Annotated in this window: 25 protein-coding genes; 9 read left to right on the top strand and 16 right to left on the bottom strand. The window is 64.2% G+C overall.

Translation table 11 applies throughout. From position 1 onward, the window contains the following. Window positions 1–159: 159 nt before the first annotated feature. Window positions 160–1,008: a carboxylating nicotinate-nucleotide diphosphorylase gene (gene nadC, locus Q7C30_RS04025; RefSeq protein ID WP_304484718.1), complete on the top strand. Its 849-nt coding sequence runs from the start codon at window positions 160–162 to the stop codon at window positions 1,006–1,008. 83 nt (window positions 1,009–1,091) lie between these two features. Here nadC and trxB read toward each other — a convergent pair whose 3' ends face one another. Beyond that, on the bottom strand, window positions 1,092–2,054 hold the full coding sequence (gene trxB, locus Q7C30_RS04030) for a thioredoxin-disulfide reductase (protein WP_039575324.1): 963 nt from the start codon (window positions 2,052–2,054) through the stop codon (window positions 1,092–1,094). A gap of 364 nt (window positions 2,055–2,418) precedes the next feature. Between trxB and cysZ the strand changes: the two genes are divergently transcribed. Further along, window positions 2,419–3,168, top strand: a complete 750-nt coding sequence (gene cysZ / locus Q7C30_RS04035) for a sulfate transporter CysZ (protein WP_317870743.1) — start codon at window positions 2,419–2,421, stop codon at window positions 3,166–3,168. 116 nt (window positions 3,169–3,284) lie between these two features. After that, window positions 3,285–3,710: a hypothetical protein gene (locus Q7C30_RS04040; protein ID WP_317870744.1), complete on the top strand. Its 426-nt coding sequence runs from the start codon at window positions 3,285–3,287 to the stop codon at window positions 3,708–3,710. A gap of 72 nt (window positions 3,711–3,782) precedes the next feature. Here the strand turns inward: Q7C30_RS04040 and Q7C30_RS04045 are convergent, their stop codons facing one another. After that, complete coding sequence (locus tag Q7C30_RS04045) at window positions 3,783–5,099, bottom strand: PAS domain-containing methyl-accepting chemotaxis protein (protein ID WP_317870745.1); 1,317 nt, start codon at window positions 5,097–5,099, stop codon at window positions 3,783–3,785. A 178-nt stretch (window positions 5,100–5,277) separates the two neighbouring features. Here Q7C30_RS04045 and Q7C30_RS04050 point away from each other — a divergent pair, with 178 nt between their 5' ends. Next, on the top strand, window positions 5,278–6,492 hold the full coding sequence (locus Q7C30_RS04050; RefSeq protein ID WP_317870746.1) for a glycosyltransferase family 1 protein: 1,215 nt from the start codon (window positions 5,278–5,280) through the stop codon (window positions 6,490–6,492). 23 nt (window positions 6,493–6,515) lie between these two features. Here the strand turns inward: Q7C30_RS04050 and Q7C30_RS04055 are convergent, their stop codons facing one another. After that, entirely contained in the window at window positions 6,516–6,998 is a 483-nt protein-coding gene (locus Q7C30_RS04055) for a glutathione peroxidase (RefSeq protein ID WP_317870747.1), read from the bottom strand. Window positions 6,999–7,141: 143 nt separating this feature from the next. After that, window positions 7,142–7,627: a peptidylprolyl isomerase gene (locus Q7C30_RS04060; RefSeq protein WP_039575313.1), complete on the bottom strand. Its 486-nt coding sequence runs from the start codon at window positions 7,625–7,627 to the stop codon at window positions 7,142–7,144. On the opposite strand from Q7C30_RS04060, the gene Q7C30_RS04065 reads away from it, so the two are divergent. Then, a complete protein-coding gene (locus Q7C30_RS04065; protein ID WP_317870763.1) occupies window positions 7,626–7,928 on the top strand; it encodes a DUF3565 domain-containing protein in 303 nt (100 codons plus the stop codon). The two genes, Q7C30_RS04060 and Q7C30_RS04065, sit on opposite strands and share 2 nt — an antisense overlap. Window positions 7,929–7,959: 31 nt before the next feature. Next, complete coding sequence (pta, locus tag Q7C30_RS04070) at window positions 7,960–10,047, top strand: phosphate acetyltransferase (protein ID WP_295488054.1); 2,088 nt, start codon at window positions 7,960–7,962, stop codon at window positions 10,045–10,047. 37 nt (window positions 10,048–10,084) lie between these two features. Here the strand turns inward: pta and Q7C30_RS04075 are convergent, their stop codons facing one another. The 6 genes from Q7C30_RS04075 to rluD form a co-directional block, all read right to left on the bottom strand. Then, entirely contained in the window at window positions 10,085–10,822 is a 738-nt protein-coding gene (locus tag Q7C30_RS04075) for an OmpA family protein (RefSeq protein ID WP_039575305.1), read from the bottom strand. A 177-nt stretch (window positions 10,823–10,999) separates the two neighbouring features. Continuing rightward, window positions 11,000–11,692, bottom strand: a complete 693-nt coding sequence (locus Q7C30_RS04080; RefSeq protein WP_029614588.1) for a HAMP domain-containing sensor histidine kinase — start codon at window positions 11,690–11,692, stop codon at window positions 11,000–11,002. Further along, window positions 11,689–13,296, bottom strand: coding sequence for a response regulator (locus tag Q7C30_RS04085; protein ID WP_317870748.1), 1,608 nt, complete (start codon window positions 13,294–13,296; stop codon window positions 11,689–11,691). Before Q7C30_RS04085 ends, Q7C30_RS04080 begins: the two co-directional genes overlap by 4 nt. Before the next feature lie 133 nt (window positions 13,297–13,429). Then, the gene (locus tag Q7C30_RS04090; RefSeq protein WP_317870749.1) at window positions 13,430–16,147 is read right to left on the bottom strand and encodes a LuxR C-terminal-related transcriptional regulator; all 2,718 of its coding nucleotides are present in this window, start codon (window positions 16,145–16,147) and stop codon (window positions 13,430–13,432) included. 186 nt (window positions 16,148–16,333) lie between these two features. Continuing rightward, window positions 16,334–17,074: a peptidoglycan editing factor PgeF gene (gene pgeF / locus Q7C30_RS04095; RefSeq protein WP_317870750.1), complete on the bottom strand. Its 741-nt coding sequence runs from the start codon at window positions 17,072–17,074 to the stop codon at window positions 16,334–16,336. After that, window positions 17,071–18,033, bottom strand: coding sequence for a 23S rRNA pseudouridine(1911/1915/1917) synthase RluD (gene rluD / locus Q7C30_RS04100; RefSeq protein ID WP_317870751.1), 963 nt, complete (start codon window positions 18,031–18,033; stop codon window positions 17,071–17,073). The genes pgeF and rluD overlap by 4 nt, the downstream gene beginning before the upstream one ends. 147 nt (window positions 18,034–18,180) lie before the next feature. Here rluD and Q7C30_RS04105 point away from each other — a divergent pair, with 147 nt between their 5' ends. Beyond that, entirely contained in the window at window positions 18,181–19,200 is a 1,020-nt protein-coding gene (locus Q7C30_RS04105) for an outer membrane protein assembly factor BamD (RefSeq protein ID WP_317870752.1), read from the top strand. Between the two features lie 99 nt (window positions 19,201–19,299). After that, entirely contained in the window at window positions 19,300–19,530 is a 231-nt protein-coding gene (locus tag Q7C30_RS04110; protein WP_029614584.1) for a PP0621 family protein, read from the top strand. A gap of 38 nt (window positions 19,531–19,568) precedes the next feature. Here Q7C30_RS04110 and thiO read toward each other — a convergent pair whose 3' ends face one another. The 5 genes from thiO to Q7C30_RS04135 are packed head-to-tail and all read right to left on the bottom strand — an operon-like array spanning window position 19,569 to window position 22,591. After that, complete coding sequence (gene thiO / locus Q7C30_RS04115) at window positions 19,569–20,666, bottom strand: glycine oxidase ThiO (RefSeq protein WP_317870753.1); 1,098 nt, start codon at window positions 20,664–20,666, stop codon at window positions 19,569–19,571. Window positions 20,667–20,696: 30 nt separating this feature from the next. Then, window positions 20,697–21,086 carry a type IV pilin protein gene (locus Q7C30_RS04120; RefSeq protein ID WP_317870754.1) on the bottom strand — a complete coding sequence of 130 codons (390 nt, stop codon included), beginning with the start codon at window positions 21,084–21,086 and terminating at the stop codon, window positions 20,697–20,699. Then, window positions 21,070–21,570, bottom strand: a complete 501-nt coding sequence (locus Q7C30_RS04125; RefSeq protein WP_317870755.1) for a hypothetical protein — start codon at window positions 21,568–21,570, stop codon at window positions 21,070–21,072. Before Q7C30_RS04125 ends, Q7C30_RS04120 begins: the two co-directional genes overlap by 17 nt. After that, entirely contained in the window at window positions 21,567–22,232 is a 666-nt protein-coding gene (locus Q7C30_RS04130) for a prepilin-type N-terminal cleavage/methylation domain-containing protein (protein WP_317870756.1), read from the bottom strand. The genes Q7C30_RS04125 and Q7C30_RS04130 overlap by 4 nt, the downstream gene beginning before the upstream one ends. Beyond that, on the bottom strand, window positions 22,229–22,591 hold the full coding sequence (locus Q7C30_RS04135) for a prepilin-type N-terminal cleavage/methylation domain-containing protein (RefSeq protein ID WP_317870757.1): 363 nt from the start codon (window positions 22,589–22,591) through the stop codon (window positions 22,229–22,231). The genes Q7C30_RS04130 and Q7C30_RS04135 overlap by 4 nt, the downstream gene beginning before the upstream one ends. 133 nt (window positions 22,592–22,724) lie before the next feature. Between Q7C30_RS04135 and Q7C30_RS04140 the strand changes: the two genes are divergently transcribed. Beyond that, window positions 22,725–23,189 carry a GspH/FimT family protein gene (locus tag Q7C30_RS04140; protein ID WP_317870758.1) on the top strand — a complete coding sequence of 155 codons (465 nt, stop codon included), beginning with the start codon at window positions 22,725–22,727 and terminating at the stop codon, window positions 23,187–23,189. On the opposite strand, the gene ispH is transcribed toward Q7C30_RS04140, so the two are convergent. After that, window positions 23,190–24,137: a 4-hydroxy-3-methylbut-2-enyl diphosphate reductase gene (ispH, locus tag Q7C30_RS04145; RefSeq protein ID WP_295488044.1), complete on the bottom strand. Its 948-nt coding sequence runs from the start codon at window positions 24,135–24,137 to the stop codon at window positions 23,190–23,192. Window position 24,138 lies beyond the last annotated feature (1 nt).

Raw genomic sequence — 24,138 nt, forward strand, 5'->3', positions numbered from 1 at the left:
GTCAAATACAAGGCGTCATTATTGATGAAAAAGATGACAGCTGCCAACACGCCCTGCCGAGTACGCGACCCGGTGCACAGTTATCGACATCGGCTTGCACGGCTGTAAAGCGTGGTCCCCTGCCCTATAATCGGCGCCACCTTGCTTGTGGAGCCGACCATGCCGAACCTACGTCTCGCCGACCTCACCGCCGAAATCGAAGCCAACGTGCGCCGTGCACTGCTCGAAGACGTCGGCAGCGGCGACATCACCGCCCAGCTGATCCCTGCCGAGCGGTTGGCCAAGGCCACCGTCATCACCCGCGAGCGCTGCGTGATCGCCGGTACCGCCTGGGTCGACGCGGTGTTCCGCCAGCTCGATCCGCGCGTAGCCGTACACTGGCGCGTGGTCGACGGTGAGCAGGCTGAAGCCGACCAGGCGCTGTTTCACCTCGAAGGACCGGCGCGCTCGCTGCTCACTGGCGAGCGTTCGGCGTTGAATTTCCTGCAAATGCTCTCAGGCGTGGCGACCCGCGCACGCTTTCTGGCCAACCTGGTCGAAGGCACCCAGGTGCGGCTGCTCGATACCCGCAAGACCCTGCCCGGCCTACGCCTGGCACAGAAATACGCCGTGACCTGCGGCGGTTGCGACAACCACCGCATCGGCCTGTTCGACGCCTTCCTGATCAAGGAGAACCACATTGCAGCCTGTGGCGGCGTGGCCGAAGCCGTCGCAGCCGCACGGCGCATTGCGCCCGGCAAGCCGGTGGAAATCGAGGTGGAAAGCCTGGACGAACTGCATCAGGCGCTGGCAGCGGGCGCAGATATCGTGATGCTCGACGAGCTGAGCCTGGACGAGATGCGTGAAGCCGTTCGCCTGAACGCAGGCAAAGCCAAGCTGGAGGCCAGCGGCGGGGTCAACGAAAGTACACTGCGGGTGATCGCTGAAACCGGCGTGGACTACATCTCCATCGGCGCGATGACCAAGGATGTGAAGGCGGTGGATCTGTCGATGCGATTGAGCCTGTAACTGCGGCCCGTTCAGGTGGATCGCCGGGCTGCTGTCGTGGCCCAGCGATCGCAAGCGCGGCGCGTTGCGCGCCGCGCCTTCTATCAGAACGACGCGTTGGCCAGGCCGTCCAGATAACGCTCCACATCCAGCGCGGCCATGCAGCCGGCGCCCGCCGACGTGATGGCCTGACGGTACACATGGTCAGCCACGTCGCCCGCCGCGAACACACCGGCGACATTGGTGGCAGTGGCATTGCCTTCGCGACCGCCGCTGACCACCAGGTAACCATCCTTGAGCGTCAGTTGCCCTTCGAACAGCGACGTGTTCGGGGTATGACCGATGGCGATGAACACGCCATCGACCTTGATCTCGTCGCTGCTGCCATCGTTGTTCTTCAGGCGTGCGCCGGTCACGCCCATGTTGTCGCCGAGCACTTCGTCCAGGGTGGCGTTGAGCTTGAGTTCGATCTTGCCCTCGGCCACACGAGCGTGCAGCTTGTCGATCAGGATCTTCTCGGCGCGGAAGGTATCGCGGCGGTGCACCAGGGTTACTTTGCTGGCGATGTTGGCCAGGTACAGTGCCTCTTCCACCGCGGTGTTGCCCCCACCGACCACGGCGACCGGCTTGTTGCGATAGAAGAAACCGTCGCAGGTCGCGCAGGCCGACACGCCCTTGCCCATGAAGGTTTCTTCCGACGGCAGGCCCAGGTAGCGCGCGCTGGCGCCGGTGGCGACGATCAGCGCGTCGCACGTGTAGGTGCCGCTGTCACCGCGCAGGGTGAACGGCTTGTTGGCCAGGTCGACGGCATTGATGTGATCGAAAACGATCTCGGTCTCGAAGCGTTCCGCGTGCTCCTGCATGCGCTGCATCAGCGCAGGGCCAGTCAGGCCATGGGGGTCGCCCGGCCAGTTGTCCACTTCGGTGGTGGTGGTCAGCTGGCCGCCGGCCTGCATGCCGGTGATCAGCAGCGGCTTGAGGTTGGCACGGGCCGCGTACACCGCAGCACTGTAACCGGCAGGACCGGAACCGAGGATGATGACGCGGGAATGACGAACTTCGGACATGGCGTGCTCCTGTCGAGCCGGCCTGAACAGGCCGACACCGCTGTGCCGGCAAAGCCGGCTGGAAATGAAAAAGGACCTGCGCAGCACTTGGGGAAGGCTACTACGCGCAGGTCCGAAAACCTGGGGGCCACCTCCCACAGAGGGCTCGCGGCGTTTCGTGGCGTAAAGAAAGTGAACGCACTGTAGCGAGGTGGCAAAGAGTAAGGAAATATCCTTCGACAATCCACCTCATAGGCAGGCTCTATCCGCACGCGCCGTCGTTGCCGGTACTGTCGCTCAGCTTTGTTACAGAGGGTGTCGCGTCTTTCGCCGACGCCGCAAACTCGGTAAGGTCAGCGCGTTTTCCCTTACGTGGAGCCTTTCGATGCAAGCCCCCGTCCTGTCCGGCCCGCAGTACCTGCGCGAAGGCCTGAAGCTGGTCCTGAGCCCCAGCCTGCGCCTGTTCGTGCTGCTGCCGTTGGCGATCAACATCCTGCTGTTCGGCGGCCTGATCTACTTCGCCGGCCATCAGTTCAGCCTGTGGGTCGACACACTGATGCCGACCCTGCCCAGTTGGCTGAGCTTTCTCACCTACATTCTCTGGCCACTGTTCGTCGTGCTGGTGGTCCTGATGGTGTTCTTCACCTTCACCCTGCTGGCCAACATCATCGCAGCACCGTTCAACGGCTTCCTGGCCGAGAAGGTGGAAGTGGTGGTACGCGGCGAAGACCACTTTCCGGCGTTCAGTTGGGGCGAGCTAATGGCCATGGTGCCGCGCACGCTTGGCCGCGAGATGCGCAAGCTCGGCTACTTCCTGCCACGGGCCATCGGACTGTTCATCCTGTCGCTGATTCCAGTGGTGAACGTGGTCGCCGCGCCGCTGTGGCTGGTATTCGGTGTGTGGATGATGGCCATCCAGTACATCGACTACCCGGCCGACAACAACAAGATGAGCTGGCAGGACATGCTCGCCTGGCTGCGCCAGAAGCGCTGGCAGAGCCTGGGCTTTGGCGGCATCACCTACCTGGCGCTGTTGGTTCCGGGTGTGAACGTGCTGATGATGCCGGCGGCGGTGGCGGGGGCGACGGTGTTCTGGGTGCGCGAGCGCGGTCCGAAGGCGGTGACTGGCGCTTGAGGGCAAACAGCACCCGCCGGGGCAGAATGATATCAATGAGCCACTTATCCGTGTAAAGTTGCGCGCCGCGACGCAGGTTGCGCGCTAGAAACGTACTTACACTTAGGAAAAGTTGGATGTCCACAGTTAGAAATTTGACCGCTGCCGCGCTGATTGCCATGACCACCGGCTGTGCATCGGGCCTGAACTCGGCCCAGGAAGCGGAGCTGAACGGCTATCGCGCCCGCAACCTTGCGGTCGAAGAAAAGAAACCCGGTCTTGCTGCCGGTCTGGGCCTGCTGCCAGGCGGGGGTTCATTCTACGGCCGGGCCTATGGTTATGGCGTGGTCAACCTGCTGTTCTGGCCTCTGTCGATTTTGTGGGACCCGGTCAGTGGCTACGATGCGGCAGAAGCCATCAACTACCAAGCGACCAAAACCCGTGTCTCGGCATTGAAAAAACAAGAGATGGAGCGGTTGGATGCTCAACTCGAGTCCGACGCCATCGACTTGAAGCAGTACACGCTCGACAAACGCAAAGTCGAAGACAAGTACAACCTCTGAAGCCAGCTCTTACCCGGCCGCTCGGCTGGGTGCCCGGCGCGGGGTCCGCCCCCGCGCCAGGCGGTCAGTGGGTCAGTGGCTCAACTGATTGGAAAACTGCCCCACCGCGCTGACCACTTGCCGCGCCCCATCCTGAATCTCCACGATCACCTGGCCGGTCTCATCGGCCAGTGCCAGGCCTTGCTCGGCCTGACGCTTGCTGGTGTCGATGATGTCCACCGCCGCCTGGGCCAACTGCTCGTTCTGCTGCACCACGCGGGCGATTTCCTCGGTGGCGCTGCTGGTACGCGAGGCCAGTTGGCGGACCTCGTCGGCGACCACGGCAAAGCCCCTGCCCTGCTCGCCAGCGCGCGCTGCTTCGATTGCCGCGTTGAGCGCCAGGAGGTTGGTCTGCCCGGCGATGTCGCTGATGGTCTTGATGATCGAACCGATCACCTTCGACTGCTTGTCCAGCGCCTGAATGCCTTCGGCCGCCTCCTGCATGGAGCGCTCCAGGCCACGCATCACCTCGAAGGTCTGGGTCACCACCTCGGTCGCCTTGCGCGCGGCGGCATCGGTGTCCTGGGAGGTGCCGTAGGCCATGTCGGCGGCCCGCGCCACGGCCATCTCCTGATTCACCTGATCGGTGATCACGGTGGCGAACTTGACCACCTTGTACAGCACATCATGGGCATCGATGATCGGGTTGTAAGACGCCTCCAGCCAGACAACCCGCCCGTGGGCGTCGATGCGCTTGAAGCGCTCGACCACGAATTCACCGCGGCGCAGCTTGTCCCAGAATTGCTGGTAGGCCGCCGAATTGGCTTCCTCGGGTTCGCAGAACAGGCGGTGATGCTTGCCGCGGATCTGCTCGAGGCTGTAGCCCATCGCGTGCAGGAAACGGTCGTTGGCAGTGAGCACGATGCCGTCGAGATTGAACTCGATCACTGCCGTGGAGCGCATCAATGCCTTGATCAGGCTTTCGTGCTCACGCGACGTCTTGATGGTACGCGTCAGGTCGCTCGAATGCAGGCTGAAGCACTGGATACGCCCGTCGGTGCCCTTGACCGGTTGCAGGATCGAGCGCAGCCAAGCCTCCTCACCGTTGCCACGCAGCAGACGGAAGGCACCGTTCAGGTGCTCGCCACGGGTGATGGCGGTGTTCATGCGCTGATAGAAATCCAGCGACTTCACATGCTCGGGAACGATGTCCTCGATGTTGCGGCCGATCAGGCGATCACGGGTGTAGAGCATCTCCTTCTCGAAATTGCCGTTGGCCGACTCGATGCGCCCTTTGGGGTCGAGTTGCAGCACGAGCATTTCGCTGTCGAGGCTGTTCTTGATCTGCTCGATGGATTGCAGCTCCTCGCGCAGTTGCTGGATTTCTTGCTTCAGTTTGCTATTGAACATCACCGCTCTCCCCGAGCGCACGCGCCCGCCAATGGCATCTTCATCGGCGGAGACAAGACAGTCTTGAACCGCCGAAAAACAAATAATTGCGCAGCGGAAAAGTGCCGGAAAACAGGCGTCATAAGGCCATCATTTTTGTGTCACATGACGGCAATCAAGCAGGCGGAAAATTTTTCACATGAATACACCGCCGCTACGCGTCACCCTGGTCAGCGAGACCTTTCCACCCGAGATAAACGGCGTGGCCAACACCCTGGGCCGGCTCAGCGATGGCCTGCGTCTGCGCGGGCATCTGGTCGAGGTGGTGCGTCCGCGCCAGGCCGGCGAAATGGCCACCAACGCCGACGATAGCCTGCTGCTGTGCCGTGGCTGGCCGCTACCGGGCTACCCGGGACTGCAATGGGGCGAAGTGTCGATGCACAAATTGTGGCGGCGCTGGCGGCGGCAGCGTCCGGACGTTCTGTACATCGCCACCGAAGGCCCACTGGGCCTTAGCGCCCTGCGTGCGGCCCGACGCCTGGGCATCGCCGTGGTCAGCGGCTTCCACACCAATTTCCCGCAGTATTCCGGACAATACGGCCTGGGCCTGCTGGCCCGCCTGCTCACGCATTACCTGCGCTGGTTCCATCGGCGCACGGCCACCACCCTGGTGCCCAGCGCCAGCCAGCGCCTGGAGCTGGAACGGCGCGGCTTCGAGCGTCTGGCATTGATGGCTCGCGGCGTCGATGGACAATTGTTCAATCCGGCAAAGCGCGATCAAGCGCTGCGCGATCACTGGGGGTTGGCGGCGGACGATATCGCGGTGCTGCATGTCGGGCGGCTGGCGGCGGAAAAGAACCTGGCCCTGCTGCAACCCTGCCTGCGCGCCCTGCAACAGGCCCATCCACAGCGAAAGCTGCGCCTGATCGTGGTGGGCGACGGGCCGCAGCGTGCGCAGTTGCAACAGCAGATGCCCGAGGCGATCTTCTGCGGCGCGCAACGCGGCGAAGTGCTGGCTCAGCATTACGCCAGTGGCGACCTGTTCCTGTTTCCCAGCCTGACTGAAACCTTCGGCAACGTGGTGCTCGAAGCGCTGGCCTCGGGCCTGGCAGTGGTCGCCTACGACGAAGCCGCCGCGGCCCAGCATATTCGACACGGTCATAGCGGCGCGCTAGCCATGCCGGGCGATCAACCGGCGTTCATCGACGCCGCCTGCTGGCTGCTCGAGGACGACGAAACCCTGCGACGCGTGCGCCTCAATGCGCGCCAGCACGCCAGCCGCCAAGGGTGGCAGACGATCGTCGAGCAATTCGAAGGTCATCTGTATGCCGCCTGCGCGGCGAGCACCACCCACGATGCCCAGGCAATCAAGCCGCTGGCAATAAAGCCGGGCTCGACTGCCTCGAACAACTGAGCGTCAGCCTGGTCGGCGCGCGATCAGCCCAGCGCCTTCTCGATCGCCTGCAGCACGCTCGGCTCGTCCGGCGCGATGCGCGGGGCGAAACGCGCCAGCACACGGCCGTCCTTGCCGACCAGAAACTTCTCGAAATTCCAGGTGATGTCCCCCGGAAACTCGGCGCCCTCGCCCGCCAGTAGCCGGTACAGCGGGTGACGCTCGGGCCCATTGACCTCAAGCTTGGCACTGAGCGGGAAACTGACCACGTAGTTCAGGCTGCAGAACGCCTGGATCTCCTGCGCCGATCCTGGCTCCTGCCCGGCAAACTGGTTGCAGGGCAAGCCGAGCACAGCAAAGCCTCGATCCTTGAACTGCTGGTACAGCTTCTCCAGTGTCGCGTACTGGGGCGTCAGGCCGCACTTGGAGGCGACGTTCACCACCAGCACGACCTGCCCCTTGAACGGCGCCAGAGGCAAGTCCTCGCCGTCGAGCGACTTCAGCGTCAGGCCGTGAAATGCACTCATGTTGATTTCCCTCTCAGGTGACCGATGGTCGCTGGGGCGAATGGCGCCCACTAAAAAGGCGCTCGGCCAAGCCGTTCACCCTCCCTTGATGGGCGGGTCGGCTTGCCCGAGCGCCTGACGACTCTCAGAGCTTAGCTGAGAAATCAGTGCTGATGGCCACCTTCGCCATGCACGTGGCCATGGGCGAGTTCTTCCTCGCTGGCATCACGCACATTGACCACCTTGACCTTGAAGTTCAGGCGCTGGCCGGCCAGCGGGTGGTTGCCATCGACGGTGACGTCGTCGCCATCGAGGTCACGGATGGTGACGATCTGCATCTGGCCGTCCGGCGCCGAAGCGTGGAACTGCATGCCGACTTCCAGTTGGTCGACGCCTTCGAACATGCTGCGGTTCAGGGTGCTGACCAGCTCGGCCATGTACTCGCCGTAGGCCTCTTCCGGCTCGATGGCAACGGTGAGTTCATCACCGGCCTGCTTGCCTTCCAGCGCCTTTTCCAGGCCCGGAATGATGTTGGCGGCACCGTGCAGGTAGACCAGCGGCGCGCCACCGGCGGAGCTGTCGATGGTCTCCCCGGCGTCGTTGGTCAGGGTATAGTCGATGGAGACTGCCTTGTTGGCGGCGATCAGCATGGGGCAAGACCTTTTGCAAAAGTATGTAGAGCGCACAAGTGTAACGAAGGGTTCGCCCGAATGCGAACGCGCAGCCGAGGGGGAACGCCCCATCAGTCGGATCGTCGACTTCCTGCAAGACGAGAACGGCCATTGGGTGGTGGCACTGTCCTGCGGCCATACCCAGCACTTGCGCCATCAGCCGCCCTGGCAGAACCGAGCCTGGGTGCTCGCCCCAGAGCAGCGCGCCGCCCGTGTCGGCCAGGTCTTCACCTGCGGCTGGTGCGCGAGAGGGGCTGATGGCGCTACCCTTGACCGTTGATTCCTTGCACCGCTCATTCGAGACGCCACGCATGCAGACATTTTTCATCGCGCCGACCGACTTCGGGGTCGGCCTGACCTCCATCAGCCTGGGCCTGGTGCGCACGCTCGAGCGCGGCGGGCTCAAGGTCGGGTTCTTCAAGCCGATCGCCCAGCCGCATCCCGGTGACACCGGCCCGGAACGCTCCACCGAGCTGGTCGCCCGCACCCACGGCATCAAGCCACCGACGCCGCTGAGCCTGGCCCAGGTCGAGCGCATGCTCGGCGACGGCCAGCTCGACGAACTGCTCGAGCAGATCATCCGCCTGTACCAGCAGGCCTGCGTCGGCAACGACGTGGTGGTGGTCGAAGGCATGGTGCCGACTCGCCACGCCAGCTACGCGGCGCGGGTCAACCTGCACCTGGCCAAGAGCCTGGACGCTGAGGTGATCCTGGTATCGGCTCCGGAAAACGAAGTGCTCAGCGAGCTCTCGGGGCGGGTCGAATTGCAGGCGCAGATGTACGGCGGCCCGCGCGACCCGAAAGTGCTCGGGGTCATTCTCAACAAGGTGCGTACCGACGAGAGCATGAGCGACTTCGCCACTCGCCTGCGCGAGCATTCGCCGCTGCTGCGCGGCGACGACTTCCGCCTGCTCGGCTGCATTCCCTATCAACCCGAACTGAACGCGCCACGTACCCGTGACGTGGCCGAGCTGCTGGGTGCCCAGGTGCTCAATGCAGGCGACTACGAACAGCGGCGCATGAACAAGATCATCCTCTGCGCGCGCACGGTGGCCAATACCGTGCCGCTGCTGACGTCCGGCACCTTGGTGGTGACCCCAGGCGATCGCGACGACATCATCCTCGCGGTGAGCCTGGCGGCGATCAATGGCGTGCCGCTGGCCGGGCTGCTGCTGACCAGCGACAGCAAACCGGACGCGCGCATTCTCGGCCTGTGCCGCGGTGCGCTGCAGGCCGGCCTGCCGATTCTGTCGGTGAGCACCGGCTCCTACGACACCGCCAACCTGCTGAACTCGCTGAACCGGGAAATCCCGGTGGACGATCGCGACCGCGCCGAGTTCATCACCGACTTCGTCGCAAGCCGCCTGGACGCCGCCTGGCTGCACCAGCGCTGCGGCACGCCCCGTGAACTGCGGCTGTCGCCGGCGGTATTCCGCTATCAGTTGATCCAGCGCGCACAGCAGGCCAACAAGCGCATCGTCCTGCCCGAAGGCGCCGAACCGTTGCTGGTGCAGGCTGCTGCCATCTGCCAGGCCCGAGGCATCGCCCGCTGCGTCCTGCTGGCCAAGCCCGAAGACGTCGAGGCCGTAGCCCGCGCGCAAGGCATCAGCCTGCCGGCAGACTTGGAAATACTCGATCCCGAGTTGATTCGCGCGCGCTACGTGCAGCCGATGGTTGACCTGCGCAAAAGCAAGAACCTCAATGCGCCGATGGCCGAGCAACAACTGGAAGATCCGGTGGTGATCGGCACCATGATGCTCGCCCTGGACGAGGTCGATGGCCTGGTGTCGGGCCTGGTGCACTCCACGGCCAACACCATTCGCCCGGCCCTGCAACTGATCAAGACCGCGCCCGGCGCCAGCCTGGTGTCCTCGGTATTCTTCATGCTGTTTCCCGAGCAGGTGCTGGTGTACGGCGACTGCGTGATGAACCCGCACCCCAACGCCAGCGAGCTGGCCGAGATCGCCCGGCAGAGCGCCGAATCGGCGCAGGCCTTCGGCATCGCTCCACGGGTGGCGATGATCAGCTATTCGAGCGATTCGGCGAGCGATGAGGAAGTGGAGAAAGTGCGGGAGGCCACGCGCCTGGCCCAGGATACCGAACAGGGGCTGCTGATCGACGGCCCTCTGCAATACGACGCAGCAGCCAACCCGCAGGTCGCCCGCCAGCTCGCGCCCAACAGCGCGGTGGCCGGGCGCGCGACGGTGTTCGTTTTCCCCGACCTGAACACCGGCAACACCACCCACAAAGCCGTGCAGCGCAGCACGGACGGGGTCAGCCTGGGGCCCATGCTGCAGGGGTTGCGCAAGCCGGTGAACGATTTGCCGCGCGGCGCACAGGTGGATGACATCGTACACACCATCGCCTTGACCGCCATCCAGGCCAGTCAGGTGCGGTGATCAGACATCGGGGCCGCAGTGCGGCCCCTTCCTGGGATCAGGGATACTGCTGGACAGTGCCCTGCTGGCCGGCGCCCTGTTGGTCATACTGCTGACCCGGAATCGGCTTGAGGTTGACCTCGACGCGACGGTTCTGCGCACGGCCATTGGCGTCGGCGTTGCTGGCAATCGGCTGGTCCGGGCCCATGCCACGCACGCTCACGCGCGAAGCATCCACGCCTTGGGACGTCAGGTAGGTGCTGACCGCCTGGGCACGACGCTGGGACAGGTCCATGTTGTGCTGGCGACTGCCGGTGCTGTCGGTGAAGCCGACCACTTCGATGGTGTTCTGGTTGAACTGCTTGAACGAGTTGGCGAGGTTGTTCAGCGGGGTGTAGAAGCTGGGGGCGATGTTCGCCGAGTCGGTGGCGAAGGTGATGTTACCCGGCATGATCAGCTTGATCTGGTCGCCTTGGCGCTGCACCTCGACACCCGTATTGGCCATCTGCGCGCGCAGCTCGGCTTCCTGCTTGTCGGCATAGTAGCCATAGCCGGCCGCGGCGGCGCCCACGGCGGCAGCACCGATCAGCGCGCCCTTGCCACGGTGGTTGTGGTCGATGGCGGCACCGGCCAGCGCACCGGCCAAGGCGCCCAGACCACCATACTTGGCGGTCTTGCTCATCCCGGAACCGTCACCCTGGGCCTGCCCCTGGTTGTCGTAGGGGTTCTGCCCGGCACAGCCGGTCATCAGGGCAGCGGTAGTAGCGACGATAATCAGACGGCGCATGTTGAACATGGACAAGCTCCTGGTGAAGTTCGGAAAGTGCGGCGGATCGCAGGCAGGTTTCTGCTGGGATTGGATCACAGCGAAGCGCAAAGATTCCATGAAATGCCGTTCATAGAGCGGGCGCGACCGGATCTTCGGAACACGCCTACCTCCACTCAGGAAAGCACACTCACCGCAACAGACCACTCAGGGCAAGTACAAGCGGAACAGCCCACCACCCAATGCACCGCCATTGGCCAACTCGATTCGCCCACGCACGCCGTCACGCTCATGCAGCGCGGCGATCCTGGCGGCGAAGTACAGGCCCAGTCCGGTACTGCCGCTGCGCCCATCGATGCCCTGGATGTAATCGTGCTGACGTTCGAGCATGTAGGGCGGGTATCCGGCGCCGTCGTCGTTGACGCTGATCACCAGTTGTTCGCCCTGCTGCTCGACGCCGATCAGCAAGGCATGCCCGGCATGGCGAATGGCGTTGGTCAGTACATTGCCCACCACCGAGGCGACCAGTTCGCGGTCGAAGAAACCCAATGGGCTTTCGCTGTCGATGCGCCAGGTGGCCAGCAGGTCGCGATGGCGAATGACCTCCTGCTGCTGCGCCAACTGCGCTTCGACGAAGTCCTCGAGCTCGTGATAGTCGGGACAGATGGGCAATTGGTTGATGCCCAATTTGTACAGCCCCAGCATCTGCACCAGCATGCCGTTCAGATGGCGGAACTCATGCTCGATCACCCCTTGTTCGCTCCCGCTGCGCGCCTCTTCGGGCAGGCGCGCCAGCCACTGGTCATGGGCCTGGATCAGCGCCGACAGCGAGTTCTTCATGTCATGGACGGTGGAGGCGATCACCGTGGAGAAGTCCAGCCCCTGCTCATCCTGGCTCATGCCCCGAACACCCGTACATGCAGTTTGCGGTAGCGATCGAAGCGGTTGTCGCTGGCCGGAATGCCGGCCACGCTGTTCAGGCAGTTGCGGCATTCCTGCATGATCGCCTCCGGCGGGCTTTCACCCCCCACGCGCAGCAGCGCCTGGGCGGTGTTGAGCGCGATACTGATGTTTTTCGGCTGCAGCGAGAGTGCCTTGCGGAACATCTCCAAGGCCTCGTTCAATTGACCGCCCTGGTAGCTGCGCACCCCTTGGCGGTTGAGATCGACGGCTTCGGTCACAGCGCCGAGCACGGTGGGATCGTCAGTGATCTTGGCCACGCTCTGCATCACCTTCGGATCGTCACCATAGGTTTCCACGCAGCCTTTGAGAATGGAGGTGCCGGCCGATGCCTGGCCCAGCGCATTGAGCTGGCTGGCCACGGTCAGCGCCGCATCGACCGAGAAGAATTGGTCCATCTTCTCCAGCCGCTGCATGGCCTGCTCGGTCAGCTTGGCGGCGGTCTCCGCATCGCCCGCCTGCTGCAGACTGGCGGCCTTCATCAGGCGCGCCCGCACCTGCAAGCCCTGGTCCTCGGTATTCTCTTTGGCCACTTCGCTGAGCACGCTGTTGATTTCCACGCGGGTGCGCGCATCCAGGCCATTACCGACGTTCTTGTTCATCAGCGCCTGGGCCAGGCCGAGGTTGCTCTCGGCATCCTTGTAGCGCGAGCTCTGCCCCTGACTGACCGCATGTCGGTAAGCCTTGGAGGCGCCTTCGAAGTCCTCGTTGTCCAGCGCCAGCTTGCCCAGCGCCGCCTGACGCCGAACAGCCAAGGGCGACAGGCGCACGGCTTCTTCAAGCATGTTCTGGGCACGCTTGGTCTCGCCCTTGGCCACCAGCACCTCGGCCATGCCGTCGTACAAGGCAGGCATGATCGGGAAGGCCTTCAGGGCCTGCTCGTACACACCCTGGGCCTGGTCCTGCTGACCGCGCTTGTGCAGCAGACTGCCCAGGGCGGCATAGGCCCAGGGCTGTGGGCGGCTGGCCAGGATACTGGTGAGGAACTTCTCCAATTCTTCGAAGCGGTTGAGCTCGCGCAGCGCGTCTGCCCGATAGCGCAGGCACAGCGGGGCGAAGCGCGGATCCTGCTTGCACAACTGCGCACAGGCGGCCAGCACTTCGGCCGGCCGTCCCCGGTCCAGGGCCTGGAGGATCGGCTTGAGCAGCGTCTTGCGCTGCGTCAGTTTCTCCAGGCGCTGGGCCAGCCCCACACGGTTGAACGGTTTGGTCAGGTAAGCATCGGGTTCGTGCTCCAGCGCACTGAGCACAATGGACTGACTGCTCTCGGCGGTGACCATGATGAACACGCACTCATGGCTGATGAGCTTGTCCAGCAGCAGGTCTTCGAGCACTTGCTGGCCATTCTTCTTGCCATCGCCCAGGTGGAAGTCCTGGAGGACGAAGTCGTAGCGCTTCTGCGCGCACATGCGCAGGGCCTGCTCGCCACTGTCGGCGGTGTCCACGTCGCGCACGCCAAGTTCGCGCAGCATCGAGCGCGTGGAGGTACGAAAGTCGGTGTAGTCGTCGACGATCAGAAAGCTTTTTTGCCCGTACTGCAGCATCGACACGACCTGTATTGGGGAATGGGAAATTGACTGCGGCGCTTTGCTGTATCGGCCGTGCGTCGGAAAAGATGAGGCGAGGATGACGGCAGCAGGATAGCTATTAGCCATCATCCTAACGGGCCGCGCGCACCTAGGCCAGCAAGCCCAACGATTTGGCCCTGGCCACCGCCTGGGTACGCCGCTCCACGCCCAACTTGCTGTTGATGTGACTGGCGTGGGTTTTGACCGTGTGTAAGGAAATGAACAGGCGCTCGCTGATCTGCTGGTTGGAACAGCCCTGGGCGATCAGTTCCAGAACCGCCAATTCGCGACCGCTGAGGGTCTCGCTGGCGACCGCACCCAGAACAGGCGCCTGCGGCAGGCGCGCCAACAGTCCTCGCTGAACGGGGCATGCCGGCAGTTTATCGAGCAGCTCGCGCAGCCAGGCCGGGTGCTCGTCGAGCAGCGCCTGAAAGGGATAGAGCGCACCGCCGCGGGCCGCCAGCAGGGCGTGACCGGCCACCTCGGACGCCTCCTGCCAACGCCCTTGCCCCAGTAACACGCTGATCAACTGGCACGCGGCACTGAGCACCAGCATCAAGCCGCCGGTGTCCTGACCCTGCCTCATCAGCGCCCGCAGGCGTTGCTCCGCCACATCGGTACGCCCAAGGGTGGCGTCGAGCAACGCCTGTTGCAGGTCGATGTGCAGCGCCAGCAAGGGGTGAAATTCCGGCGCTGCCGCCGCCTGTTCACCGCCGTAGGTCTGCCCCAGGCGTTGCAGCCAGGACTCGGCCAGGTCGGTGCGGCCCTGGGCCTGCCACAGCTCGCATTTGATCAGGGTGATCATCGCCAGATAGAAGATCGGTGGGACGTCCCAGATATGCATCAGCCGCTCGGCCTCAGCCAGTTCGGCAAAGGCCTCGGTGAATCGACCCTCCCGCCCCTCCAGCGAAGCGATCATGCAATGGCCGATCAACACGCTGATATCGCGACAGGCGCGCGCCTCGGCGATCCCGGCGCGCAAGCGCACACGGCCCTGCTCAGGCTGCAGCCGTGAAGCCTGCAGATAGCCTTCGTAGAGCACCAGTCGAGCACGCACCGCATACAGACGCTGGCTCGACAACCCCTGCAGTCGCTTCAAGCCGCTCTGCACCTCGTCCAACGCCCGCAGCACCTGGCCGCGGGCATGCAGCACACGGGCGCGGTCGTAGTGCGCCAGCGCTTCGAACAAGGGATTGCCGACGCGCTGAGCCAACTCCAACGCCTCACGGTTCCAGCTCCGCGCCCGCCAGAAGTCGCCATCGGCAATGGCCAGGTTGGACAACGTCGACAGGCACACCAGGCGCTGCCCATAGCGTTTGCACGGCAGGCTGTGCAGCGCTTCTTCACAGTACGCCAGCGTGCGCTGACGATCTCCGCGACCACGCGCGATGACACCGCTGAGCGCCAGCCACTGGGCGAGCATGGACCGTTGTGCAGTGGCTGACGGCGCCGGCAGAAAACGACTGAGATGGGCTGCCAGCTCCTCGGCGGCATCGAGCTGGCAAGCCAGACCCAGCGCCCAGCTGTACAGCACGATCAGCCGCGGCGTGCTGATCAGCAGGCTGTCGGGCAGGTCCATCTTCCAGCGCAGCAACATACCGACGTTCTGCTCGGCCAGCAGTTGCTCCTCGGAAAGGCTCTGCACCAGCTCGGCGGCGGCCTCCAGCGACCCCGCACGCAGCGCCTGCTCCACGGCTTCGTCGAGCAGCCCCTGGCGCTCGAACCAGCGACAGGCGCGCAGGTGCGAGGCGCTCGAAGGGTCGCTGACCTGCCGGCTGCGCAGCAGGTCGGAGAACAGGTGGTGGTAGCGAAACCAGCGTCCGTGCTCATCCAATGGCACCAGAAACACCTGGTGGGCCTGGAGGTAGCTGAGGATCTGGGCGCTGTCCTGGCGCTCGCGCAGGGCATCGCACAGGTCGCTGCAAAAGCGCTCCTGACACGCGGTGTCGTAGAGAAAGGCCTGAACCTGCGCAGGCAGAATCTCGATCACCTCCTCTAGCAGGTAGTCGCGAATCAGGCCCTGGGCGCCATGCAAGGCGTGGGGCAGCGCCTGTTCCTCGCCTGCCTCGCTGGCCGCCAGTTGCCAGAAGCGCAGGCCGGCGACCCAGCCATCGCTGCGCTGGATCAGGTTGTCCAAGGCTTGCCCGCGCAGACCGGTGGGCTGCCGCCCGATCACCGCCAGGGCTTCGTCAGGGGTCAGGCGCAGGTCCTGTTCGTTGAGTTCGACCAACTGCCGCGACAGGCGCAGCCGGGCCAGATGCCAATCCGGCCGCTGACGGCTGGTGACCAGCAGCGTCAAGCCCGACGGCAGATGATTGAGCAGAAATTGCAGGCAGCGGTCGAGCACCGGCCCTTGTGCCAGGTGATAGTCATCCAGCACCAGCAGCAACGGCATCTCGGCATCGAGGTGCAGGGCCAGTTCGTCAAGCAGGCCGTCCAGCCACGCTTCATAGGCAAACGGCTGATGGCGCTGGCGCATGCGCAGCAGACCCATGGCCTGACCGCCGACCGCCGGACAGCACTGCTGCAGGCCTTCGAGCAGGCGCTCGAGAAACCGACCAGGCTCGGCATCGCGCGCACTCAGACCCAGCCATAGACTGCGCCAGCGCTGCGGCAGGCGCTCGCAGAATTCGATCGCCAACGAGCTCTTGCCAAAACCTGCCGGCGCATTCACCAGCAGCAGACGCCCCTGCAACCCGGCCTGCAACCGCTGGCACAGACGGCCACGCAGCACATGCCCCTCCGGTAGCGGTGGGCGAAAGAAACGCCCATCCCGCAGACCCTGGGCCTCGCTGGCGACTCCATGCATGCGGGACAGATCTGTCATGGCCGACTCGTTCGAACAGGAAGGTAACGGCGCGGATGTGCTGCGAGACTAGCGACAATTCCCCCGCGTTTGAAGCAGATGAACGCGCTTGCTGGGAAAAAGACTACGACAAAAAGCAACAAGACTCACAGGCATCAGTGAGATCTATGGCGAGTCATAGAACAGCGGGTGCATTACCCAACGCAGTCAGCGAGCAGCCAACCAGACCAACGAAGCGAAACGCCCGCCTTGAGGGGTACGGCGATAGGAGAAGAAGCGGGGGTCGTTAACCGTGCAGAAACCACCGCCATATACGGCAGTGACGCCGCAGGCGGCCAAGCGAATGCGCGCCAGCGCGTAGATATCGGCCATCAGTTTGTCTGGGCGCTGGCCTGGCACGAAGGCACTGGCCGCGTGCGGATGGAGGTCGGTAAATGCATCGCGCACCTCCAGACCGACTTCGAAGGCGTGTGGACCGATTGCCGGCCCGAGCCACACCAGCACCTCCTCAGACGCCAGCCCCAGGCGCTCGAGGGTGGCTTCCAGCACGCCGCCAGCCAAGCCACGCCAGCCGGCGTGGGCGGCGGCGACACGGGTACCGGCACGGTCGCAGAACAGCACCGGCAGGCAGTCGGCAGTCATCACGCAACAGGCGATGCCCGGCTGATCGGTCCAACTGGCATCGGCCTGCGCCACGTGAGCGGGGTCGGCGTCGGCCACGTGCGTACCGTGCACTTGCTGGAGCCAGACGGGTTGGGTATCCAGCGTGTCGCGCAGACGCCGACGGTTTTCGGCAACCGCTGCCGGATCGTCACCGACGTGATCGCCCAGATTGAAGGTGGCATAGGGCGGCAGGCTGACGCCGCCATCGCGGGTGGTGACGCAAGCGCGAACCGAGGCCGGGGCCGGCCAGTCGGGGTTGATCAGCGATTGCGTCAGTTCACTCATCCGATGAAGCTCTCGCGGTCCTGATCCAGCAGCGACAGCAGCCACATGAAGTCATCCGGCAGTGGCGACTTCCACTCCATGCGCTCACCCGTGGCCGGATGGTCCAGCGCCAGGAAGCGCGCATGCAGGGCCTGGCGAGGGAAATGCTTGACCGCCTCGACCATCGCCACACTGGCCGCCGGCGGGATGCGGAAGCGACCGCCGTAAGTCTGGTCGCCCACCAACGGGAAACCGACATGGGCCATGTGCACGCGGATCTGGTGGGTACGCCCCGTTTCCAGCTTGACCCGCACATGGGTGTGCGAGCGGAAGCGCTTGAGCACGCGATAGTGGCTGACCGCCGGTTTGCCACCGTCGGTGACCGCCATGCGCTGGCGCATGCCGCCATGACGACCGATGGGGGCGTCGATCTTGCCGCCGGCGGTGACCACGCCGACCACGATGCATTCGTAGATGCGGCTCACCGAGCGCTTCTGCAACTGATCGACCAGGTTGATCTGCGCCTGCAGGGTCTTGGCCACCACCATCAGGCCGGTGGTGTCCTTGTCCAGACGATGAACGATGCCGGCGCGCGGCACGTTGACGATGTCCGGCACGTGGTGCAGCAAGGCGTTGAGCAAGGTGCCACTGGCATGCCCGGCGGCCGGATGAACCACCAGCCCGGCCGGTTTGTTGATCACCAGGATCTGATCGTCTTCATAGACGATGTCCAGCGCAATGTCCTCGGCCTCCCACTCGCCCTGGGCTTCCTGTTCAGCCTCGAGCGCCAGGACCGAGCCACTGTGGACGGTGTCGCGCGGGCGCAGTACCGCACCATCGACGGTCAAGCGACCTTCCTTGATCCACGAAGTCAGGCGCGAACGCGAGTACTCGTCGAACAATTGGGCGGCGACTTGGTCGAGGCGTTGCCCCCCCAGTTCGGACGGGACCTCTGCACTTAATTGAATGATCTCGGACATGCTCGAATCGATGGGCTTACAGCCTTTGGTTTCGGCTGCGTGCTTGTGGTTAAATACGGCTTCTTTTGCCCCGGGGTTCGCCGGGGGCGCTCATCATAACAGGACGGCACCGCCCAAGACAGCGGCCGTCAAAGGACGCAAGCCGCCATGCAAGTGAAACACCTGCTGCTGATCGCCATCCTCGGGCTCACCGCTGCCTGTTCCTCGAACAAGGAAGTCATTGACGAGAACCTCAGCGAAGCCGAGTTGTACCAGCAGGCGCAGGCCGACCTGGACAACCACAGCTTCACCAGCGCCGTGAACAAGCTCAAGGCCCTGGAATCGCGCTACCCGTTCGGCCGTTACGCCGACCAGGCCCAGCTCGAACTGATCTACGCCAACTACAAGAACACCGAGCCGGAAGCCGCCAAGTCGGCCGCCGAGCGCTTCATTCGCCTGCACCCCCAGCACCCGAACGTCGACTACGCCTACTACCTCAAGGGCCTGACCTCGTTCGACCAGGATCGTGGCCTGCTGGCGCGCTTCCTGCCGCTGGACATGACCAAGCGTGACCCGGGCGCAGCCCGCGACTCCTACAACGAGTTCGCCCAGCTCACCAGCCGTTTCCCCAACAGCCGCTACGCCCCGGACGCCAAGCAGCGCATGATCTACCTGCGCAACCTGCTGGCCTCCTACGAGATCCATGTCGCCGACTACTACCTGAGCCGCGAGGCCTACGTCGCTGCCGCCAACCGTGGCCGCTACGTGGTGGAAAACTTCCAGGAAACCCCTTCCGTGGGCGATGGTCTGGCCGTGATGACCGAGGCCTACCAGAAGATGCACCTGGACGAGTTGGCTGCCACCACCCTGGAAACCCTCAAGCTCAACTACCCGAATCACCCGAGCCTGGTCGATGGCCAGTTCGTGCCGCAGCAAAAAGACGATGACGACCGCTCCTGGCTGTCCAAGGCCACCCTGGGCTTGATCGAGACCGACACCCCGCTGCCACCGGGCGAAACCCGCGCCAACCAGGATGTGGTGCGTCAGTTCAAGGACGCCCGTTCGGAAATGCCAGCCGAACTGCTGCCCAAGGACGAGAACGGCGATCCGATCCTGCCAGCAGGTCCGAAGGATGCCGACGAAGATCGCTCCTGGTTCAGCTATCTGACCTTCGGTCTGTTCGACTGACCGCTCGCGTAACGACAGAAAGGGAGACCCGCAGGTCTCCCTTTTTTCATGGCCGCAGCCTAGACTGTGGCCTCTTCAATTCACGACAAGCTGGACACCATGGTTCGTCTACTCTTCTGGATCGCCCTGATCGCCGCCGCGTTCTGGCTGTGGCGCAAATTCAAGATCAGCCAGCAATCGCGCCCAGAGCAACGCCTCGAAGATCCCCTGACCATGGTGCGCTGCGCCCACTGCGGCGTGCACCTGCCTAACGACCGGGCGCTGCGCCTGGGCAGTGACTGGTACTGCAGCCAGGCGCATCTGGAGCAGGGGCCTGGTCGGCAAGGCTGACCTCGATCGTCATCGACCCCATTGCGCTGACGAAACGTTCAATCGACCCGTCCTGCTGGCGCATAGGGAGCAGGATCAATGAGCGGCCTGGCGCCGCTCATCAGGTCGACCAACAGCTTGCACGAGGCCGGGGCAAGCACCAGTCCATTGCGATAGTGGCCACAGTTCAGCCATAGCCCTGCATGCCCCGGCACCGGTCCTATATAGGGAACGCCTTCTGGCGACCCAGGCCGCAGTCCCGCCCAATGCGCCACCACTGGCGCCTGCGCCAACTGCGGCAACAACTCGATCGCCGATGCCCGCAGGCTGTTCAGCGCCACCTCGGTCGGGGTCTTGTCGTAGCCTTCGTGCTCCAGGGTGCTGCCCACCAGAATGTGCCCATCCCGACGCGGAATCGCATACCGCCCTTTGGCCAGCACCATACTCGGCAGAAAATCGGCGGCGCACTTGAACAGGATCATCTGCCCTTTAACCGGCTCCACTGGCAGCGCCAGACCCAGCGTGCGCAACAAGTCGCCGCTCCAGGCGCCAGCGCAGAGCACGACCTCGTCGGCACTGAGCACACCCTCCTGCGTGACCACACCGCTGATCCGCTCGTGCGTGCGCACAAAGCCGCTGATCTGGCAGTGTTCGCGCAAGCTCACATTCGGCAGCGCCAGCAATGCTGCTTTCAGCGACTTCACCAAGCGGGGATTACGCACATTGGCCACCCCAGGCATATACAGGGCTCGCTCGTAGCCAGGACCCAGCGCCGACACCGCCGCATAAGCGGCCGAAATGGCCACTTCACTCAGCGGCCGCTGCTCACGCGCGGCCCAGGCCAGGGCCTGATCCTGGTCCTCCAGGTCGAGCCAGTACAATCCAGTGGTGTGAACCTGCGGGTCGATACCCGTACGGGCGAACAGATGGTCGCCCAACTGCGGATAGAAATCCTGCGACCAGTGCGCCAGCGCAGTCACTGCCGGGCTGTAGCGCCACGGGTACAACGGCGAGACGATTCCCCCTCCTGCCCAGGACGACTCTCGCCCCACGGCCCCCTGATCGCACACCACCACCTGCTCGACGTTCGCCGCCAAGTTGTAGGCCGTCAGCAGGCCGATCACGCCACCACCGACAATTACTACGCGCTTGCTCATCTGTCGTTCCACTGCCTGAAGGAAAATGCCTCACCAGCACGCTGTCGCGTCCTGAGCACCGGGGTTGTCGCGCACGCCTGCCTGATCGAGAAGATAATCACCGCAACGATCATCGGCCATCAGTCCACCGGGCAGACGTACGGCCAGCAAACGATAGCGATCCGCCTCTCGCCAGGCGTGCAGGCGATAGAACCGGCTGCCTTCTGGCAGCGTCGTGTGCAATGGGTCGGTGTCGGCATACTGGCCGGTGCGCGCATGATGATACTCCAGGCGCTGGGCGGCATCATGCAACAGACCGACCACCTCACTGCGAGCTGCGCGCCGCAAGGAGTCGCTGTAGCTGGGATAGGCAACGCCCGCCAGGATGCCGAGCACCGCCAGCACAAGCAACAGCTCCATCAGGCTAAGGCCGCGCTGCATCGCTGCGCTCCCTGAACCGCTGGCGCCAGACGAGACGCCGTGGCGGGTGGGCCTCGACGCTGTCCTGCGCATAGATCGCCTCGATCACTTGACGCGCACGAACCTCGCGACTCACGGCGGTGACACGGTACAGCGTCACAGGCGTACCCTGCGGCACATGCACTGCGCGGGTCGTGACGCCAAGATGCTGAACGAGAAAGAAGCCATGCTCGCTGGTTTGCCAATCTCCTTGATCAGCGATCAGCTTGTGAGGATCCGCAGGCGGCGCACAGGCACTGCACGCTTGCACCGGTGTTTGTGCAAGCGCCCGGGCTCCGGCCAGCAGACTCGCCTCGGCCTGCTCCAGCGCAATGGCGGACGCCAGCACATTGCCCGCCAACGTGGACTGCAACAAGGCTTCTCGCAATGCCGAGGTTGCGAACAGTCCAAGCAACAGGCTCGACATCAGCGCCAGCAGCAGCACCATGCCTCGCTGACGACTCATGACGGGGGCAACCGATTGCGCAGGGCCACACTCAGGGCATAGGTGCGCTCCACCTGCCCCTCCAGGTCGCCCAGGATCAGCTGTAAATCGAGCCGTGTGCCCTGCGCGGCCTCAACGCGCGTCACCCGGAAATCACGCACGTTGTCGATCAGCGACGCATTGAATCCGCCGCTGGCAAGCATCAGGCTGCCGCCCTGGAGCCTATAGGTATGGCGGCGCAAGCCAATCGACAGCGGCGCACCCGGGAGCGAGTGACGCTTTCCATGCACTTGCGCCCATTCCAGGCAGTCGGTGTGCAAGGTCCAGTCGGGTGAGCCCGCCGTATCGGACAGCTCGGCCGTGACGAGACTGAGCCTGGCCAGGCGGCCATCGCTGAGGTGCTCGATGTGCAAGGGGTGGGCGAACGCCTGCCGCGCGCTGGCATCGTGGAACTCGACGGCCTCCGGGGACAGGCAGCCAAAGCTTGCAGTCATGCGAATGTCCAGAGCCAGCCGTTGCAGCACCAGCATGGCATCCTCCTGCAGGCGCGCCAGAGCGCCTTGCACACGCCACAACTGCTGGCCCGAGAACAGCACCTGGCCCGCTGCGGCCAGTACCATCAAACCCAACGCCAGTGCCAGCAGAGCCTCCATGAGCCCGAAGCCGCGCTGCCGGGCGCTCATGGCAAGACCCAACCCTGCAACTGGATGGTCTGAGGCTGGGCACCGCGCGCATCCTGCCAGCAGGTTTCCAGACGCAGCCACTGACCCGCTACCACCGCCTGCCCCCGACCGGAACTCCCCAACAGCGCCTCCAGGCGCGCTCGCCAGTCATGCAACGCGCGGGGCTGAAGCTGCCCGGCACTACGCGTCTGCTCGATGAGGCTCTGCCCCAAGTGCACCACCTGGGCATCACGCCGTGCGCCCTCCGCCGCGTGCAGCGCGCGCATCTGCAGCGACGCCGAGGTGAACAGCCCCACCCCCAGTACCAGTACCGCCACCACCACCTCCAGCAAGGTCATGCCCTGCTCCCTGAGCTTCATCATTCGCCTCCTGCGAAATTTCCCGCCTGACGTGATCGGTTCGGCCGACTGGACCTCCTGGCCCCAGACCTCGAAGCTACAGAGAAGCACTTCCAGGGAGGAATGCACGATGCGGCAACAGGGAGTAACACTGATGCAACTGCTGGGCGTCCTGGCCCTGCTCGGTGTTCTGACACAACTCGGCGCGCCGGCCTACGCCGACTGGCGCGAACGCGCCTATCAGGCTGCCGTCGCACGGGAGTTGGCACAGAGCCTGCGCAGCGCCCGCAGCCAGGCACTGCTGCACAGCCAGGCCATGGTTGTGCGACCTATCGAGCAAGAGTGGGGACAGGGGTGGCGCGCAGTGCTGGAAGCCAGCGGGCAGGTGGTGCGTGAACACCGATTGCAGCGTCAGTCGAGCATCGCCGCCAATCTGGCCGAAGTGAGGTTCGATGCCCTGGGGATACCGAGGCGCGACAACGGCGCTTTCGTCGGGGGAACGTTGCAGATCTGCACAGAGGCTCGAGGCCTCAGCCAGCACCGTGTGGTACTGGCGCCCAGCGGGCGTGTCAGTGTGCGCAGCGAGGCAATGCAGACACCCCGCTGCGCAGAGCCCTGATCAGATCAGAGAACGCACGCGCAGCTCTTTGGGCATGGAGAAGGTGATGTTCTCCTCGCGCCCATCGAGTTCCTCCGCGCCACTCGCGCCCCAGGCCCTGAGCTGATCGATCACGCCACGCACCAGCACTTCGGGCGCCGATGCACCAGCGGTGATGCCGATTCGCTGAACACCGTCGAACCAGCTGCGCTGCAGGTCCTCGGCGCCGTCGATCAGATAGGCTGGCGTGCTCATGCGCTCGGCCAGCTCACGCAGGCGATTGGAGTTGGAACTGTTCGGGCTGCCGACCACCAGCACCACATCGCACTCGTCGGCCAGTTGCTTGACGGCATCCTGGCGATTCTGGGTGGCATAGCAGATATCGTCCTTGCGCGGCCCGCCGATGTTCGGAAAGCGCGCTCGTAGGGCGTCGATGACGCGACTGGTGTCATCCATCGACAAGGTGGTCTGGGTGACGAACGCCAGATGTTCCGGGTCGCGCACCTGCAAGGTGGCGACATCCTTCTCGTCCTCGACCAGGTAGATCGCACCGCCATTGCTGGCATCGTACTGACCCATGGTGCCTTCGACTTCCGGGTGCCCGGCATGGCCGATGAGAATGCACTCACGACCATCACGGCTGTACTTGGCCACCTCGATGTGCACCTTGGTCACCAACGGACAAGTGGCATCGAATACCTTCAGTCCGCGCCCCGCCGCTTCTTGACGCACAGCCTGGGACACGCCATGGGCGCTGAAGATGACGATGACATCGTCTGGCACCTGGTCCAGTTCTTCGACGAACACCGCACCACGGTTACGCAGGTCTTCCACCACGAACTTGTTGTGCACCACTTCATGACGCACATAGATCGGCGGACCGAAGACTTCCAGCGCACGGTTGACGATCTCGATCGCCCGGTCAACGCCCGCGCAAAAGCCGCGCGGGTTGGCGAGTTTGATTTGCATG

It is taken from the genome of Pseudomonas sp. RAC1 (assembly GCF_030658255.1).
GTDB classification, from domain to species: Bacteria; Pseudomonadota; Gammaproteobacteria; order Pseudomonadales; family Pseudomonadaceae; genus Aquipseudomonas; species Aquipseudomonas boreofloridensis.

Coding starts and splice junctions, on each gene's coding strand:
- nadC (WP_304484718.1), top strand. CDS start 160: ATGCCGAACCTACGTCTCGCCGACCTCACCGCCGAAATCGAAGCCAAC.
- trxB (WP_039575324.1), bottom strand. CDS start 2,054: ATGTCCGAAGTTCGTCATTCCCGCGTCATCATCCTCGGTTCCGGTCCT.
- cysZ (WP_317870743.1), top strand. CDS start 2,419: ATGCAAGCCCCCGTCCTGTCCGGCCCGCAGTACCTGCGCGAAGGCCTG.
- Q7C30_RS04040 (WP_317870744.1), top strand. CDS start 3,285: ATGTCCACAGTTAGAAATTTGACCGCTGCCGCGCTGATTGCCATGACC.
- Q7C30_RS04045 (WP_317870745.1), bottom strand. CDS start 5,099: ATGTTCAATAGCAAACTGAAGCAAGAAATCCAGCAACTGCGCGAGGAG.
- Q7C30_RS04050 (WP_317870746.1), top strand. CDS start 5,278: ATGAATACACCGCCGCTACGCGTCACCCTGGTCAGCGAGACCTTTCCA.
- Q7C30_RS04055 (WP_317870747.1), bottom strand. CDS start 6,998: ATGAGTGCATTTCACGGCCTGACGCTGAAGTCGCTCGACGGCGAGGAC.
- Q7C30_RS04065 (WP_317870763.1), top strand. CDS start 7,626: ATGGGGCAAGACCTTTTGCAAAAGTATGTAGAGCGCACAAGTGTAACG.
- Q7C30_RS04060 (WP_039575313.1), bottom strand. CDS start 7,627: ATGCTGATCGCCGCCAACAAGGCAGTCTCCATCGACTATACCCTGACC.
- pta (WP_295488054.1), top strand. CDS start 7,960: ATGCAGACATTTTTCATCGCGCCGACCGACTTCGGGGTCGGCCTGACC.
- Q7C30_RS04075 (WP_039575305.1), bottom strand. CDS start 10,822: ATGTTCAACATGCGCCGTCTGATTATCGTCGCTACTACCGCTGCCCTG.
- Q7C30_RS04080 (WP_029614588.1), bottom strand. CDS start 11,692: ATGAGCCAGGATGAGCAGGGGCTGGACTTCTCCACGGTGATCGCCTCC.
- Q7C30_RS04085 (WP_317870748.1), bottom strand. CDS start 13,296: ATGCTGCAGTACGGGCAAAAAAGCTTTCTGATCGTCGACGACTACACC.
- Q7C30_RS04090 (WP_317870749.1), bottom strand. CDS start 16,147: ATGACAGATCTGTCCCGCATGCATGGAGTCGCCAGCGAGGCCCAGGGT.
- pgeF (WP_317870750.1), bottom strand. CDS start 17,074: ATGAGTGAACTGACGCAATCGCTGATCAACCCCGACTGGCCGGCCCCG.
- rluD (WP_317870751.1), bottom strand. CDS start 18,033: ATGTCCGAGATCATTCAATTAAGTGCAGAGGTCCCGTCCGAACTGGGG.
- Q7C30_RS04105 (WP_317870752.1), top strand. CDS start 18,181: ATGCAAGTGAAACACCTGCTGCTGATCGCCATCCTCGGGCTCACCGCT.
- Q7C30_RS04110 (WP_029614584.1), top strand. CDS start 19,300: ATGGTTCGTCTACTCTTCTGGATCGCCCTGATCGCCGCCGCGTTCTGG.
- thiO (WP_317870753.1), bottom strand. CDS start 20,666: ATGAGCAAGCGCGTAGTAATTGTCGGTGGTGGCGTGATCGGCCTGCTG.
- Q7C30_RS04120 (WP_317870754.1), bottom strand. CDS start 21,086: ATGCAGCGCGGCCTTAGCCTGATGGAGCTGTTGCTTGTGCTGGCGGTG.
- Q7C30_RS04125 (WP_317870755.1), bottom strand. CDS start 21,570: ATGAGTCGTCAGCGAGGCATGGTGCTGCTGCTGGCGCTGATGTCGAGC.
- Q7C30_RS04130 (WP_317870756.1), bottom strand. CDS start 22,232: ATGAGCGCCCGGCAGCGCGGCTTCGGGCTCATGGAGGCTCTGCTGGCA.
- Q7C30_RS04135 (WP_317870757.1), bottom strand. CDS start 22,591: ATGAAGCTCAGGGAGCAGGGCATGACCTTGCTGGAGGTGGTGGTGGCG.
- Q7C30_RS04140 (WP_317870758.1), top strand. CDS start 22,725: ATGCAACTGCTGGGCGTCCTGGCCCTGCTCGGTGTTCTGACACAACTC.
- ispH (WP_295488044.1), bottom strand. CDS start 24,137: ATGCAAATCAAACTCGCCAACCCGCGCGGCTTTTGCGCGGGCGTTGAC.